This is a genomic window from Novipirellula sp. (assembly GCF_041583735.1).
Classification (GTDB): domain Bacteria; phylum Planctomycetota; class Planctomycetia; order Pirellulales; family Pirellulaceae; genus Novipirellula.
This window is the reverse complement of record NZ_JBFHFD010000909.1, coordinates 1-2,586: the sequence shown is the minus strand read 5'-3', so window position 1 is coordinate 2,586 and position 2,586 is coordinate 1. Positions and strand designations below refer to the sequence as shown.

2 protein-coding genes are annotated in these 2,586 nt (G+C 54.6%); both read right to left on the bottom strand.

Going from position 1 to position 2,586, the window contains the following annotated elements; all coding sequences use genetic code 11:
- Nucleotides 1–211 (bottom strand): hypothetical protein (locus tag ABX962_RS34445; RefSeq protein ID WP_372726185.1); only part of this gene is annotated, 211 nt, incomplete at its 3' end.
- On the bottom strand, nucleotides 192–1,784 hold the full coding sequence (locus tag ABX962_RS34440; RefSeq protein ID WP_372726184.1) for an ABC-F family ATP-binding cassette domain-containing protein: 1,593 nt from the start codon (nucleotides 1,782–1,784) through the stop codon (nucleotides 192–194). The genes ABX962_RS34445 and ABX962_RS34440, both read right to left, overlap by 20 nt.
- Nucleotides 1,785–2,586 lie beyond the last annotated feature (802 nt).

The window sequence follows — 2,586 nt, the reverse complement described above, 5'->3', positions numbered from 1 at the left end:
CGAAGAGGAAATGGCCTTCGTGAGCAGAGGGGCGCAAGGTTAGGCCCGCCGCTACGAAAACCACCTGGCTAGTCCCAAAGAAGATGCCATTGGACTTGCGCCGCCCGCTATAAAAGCCATCCGGTTGGTCGATCATTTCTGCCTGCCCGCTCGATTCGTAGCCGATTCTTCTTGCTTCACTGAAGCTGATTTTATGATTCGTCGTCCTCAAGGATGACCTCACGCGTAACTCCAATCGACTTTAGAAACGACACATCGTGGCTGACGACGATGATCGCGCCGTCATAAGATTTTAGCCCCGATTCGACGGTTTCAATCGATTCAAGGTCCAAGTGATTGGTGGGTTCATCCAGGATCAGTAGCGGTGGGGGAACGGGACAGCCGAGGACGCACGCCAGTCCCGCTCGCAACAACTCGCCGCCGCTGAGCGTCGCTGCGACTTGCAGCGCGGCATCACTGCGAAATTTGAAACGAGCCAACGCGGCTCGGCACTCATTCTCGCTCGACGAAGGGTTGATCCGCTTGTAGTTTTCTCGCACGGTGCGATCCATCTCCAGCACACTGACGGTTTGGTCCAAGATCGCGAACTCGGACCGACGATCCACCGTGCCGCTCCAGGGCTGCAGGGTACCCGCGATCAACGCAACCAGCGTGGACTTGCCCGAGCCATTGCGGCCAGTAATCGAAATTCGCTCAGGCCCTGTGATGGTCAGCGAGAAATCACGGACAATCGGACGCTCCGGCTCGAAACCGAACGTGACGTCATCGATGCGTAGGATGGATTTTGATGGATGGAGATTCGTGGACGGCAACTCGACTCGAAATGGATCGATGATTTCGATCTTTTCGCGTGCTTCACTCAGTTTCTGGTTTGCTTGTTCTCGCAAACGAACGGATTCAAGATGTTTGTCCGCGGTTGTCTGTTCGCTCCGCTCCTTTCGTGCGCCTGCCAAGATTCGGGGCATCCCACCCTTCGTTGCCGATTTTTTCCCTGTGCGATTCCGCCGCGACTGCCGCTGGACCTTGGCTTGGTTCCGCTTCGCCAGACGGGATTCCTGTTTTTCGGCCTCCGCCAAATCTCGCTGGGCGGCCTGCCGTTCTCGAGACTTCTGCGATTGATATTCGCTCCAATTTCCGCCGTACGTTTTAACACCAAGCGACGTGAGTTCGACGATCGAATCCATTGACTCCAGTAGTTCACGGTCATGGCTGATCACCAAGGCACCAGCTTGCCAATTTTGAAGCAACTCAAGAACCTGCATTCGTCCATCACGATCGAGATTGTTGGTCGGTTCATCCAGCAGTAGAAAGTCGGTATCGGCAAAAACGAGCGACGCGATACCAACTCGCGTTCTTTGTCCGCCTGACATTTCTGCAAGACGCAGGTCCGCGGTGAAGGCGAGCCCAACGCGTGCGAGCGCGGATGTGATACGTGTTTCCAGCGTCCAATCGGCTGCGGAAAAATCAGCTTCGCTGCCAACGCCATGATCGATCCGTTGCAATGTTGCAAATTCATTCGCGACCCCAAACAGATCCGCAATCGTCAACTGCGGATCGGCCTGGACCGATTGATTGAGCACGGCGATCGTTCCCGCCGTCACGATGCTTCCCGTGCTTGGTTGCAGTTGCCCTTGAATCAGTTTCAGCAGCGTCGATTTGCCGACGCCGTTGCGGCCGACAATCGCGGTGCGGCACAAGCCAAAGTGGATGTTCAGGTTGGTGAAGATTGGGAGCTGGTTTGGATGGCGGAAGCTAACATCCGCAACGGAGATCGATTTGGCCATGAATTAGACGCGTCCAGCGGCGGAGGCACAATTTTCTTGTAGTGATACCGTTTGAGCTGATCGAGTTTTTCATGTTAGTTCTGCAATTCCGGTGGAGATGAATCGGCATATCTCTGTCTGGCGGCAATTTGACACGCTGTGCGATCATCAGGTTCACAACGAAGTCCAGATTTTTGTCGGACTCTCTTGTGGTAGGGGCGCTGTTAGCTCGGATTGAGGACATCATCTCAGTAGCGATCCGTGACCACGCCACCAAACAACCAACAGCAGCACTCCTAACAAGTTGGCCTGCCATGATTTAGCGTTGCTACAACGCCAACGACCTTAAAGAACTCCGCGGCTAGGCAGACAGAAAGATTGGTGCGACAGAAACATCTCGCGAGGCAGGCGGGGCGTTTTTAATTTTTCTGTCGCACCAATTTTTCTGTCGCCAATTACGGGCTGGGCAGACAGAGCAATCGAGGGGGCGTAAGCCTTGGTGACGAGAGTTCGCGGATAAAGAATGTGCCGAGTATCGCAGCCGACTTGCCGCGATCGTCGGATTGGGATGGGGATGCGGTTGGGGTAGACAGAAAGATTGGTGCGACAGAAACATTTGGTGATGCAGGCGGGCCGTTTTTTAATCTTTCTGTCGCACCAATGTTTTTGTCGTCAATTACGGCCGGGTCATGCGGGGCAATCGAGGGATCGTAAGCCTTGTTAACGAGAGTTCGCGGATGAAGAACGTGCCGAGTATCGCAGCCGACTTGCCGCGATCGTCGGCTTGGGATGGGGAAACGGTTGGGTAGACAGAAAGATTGGT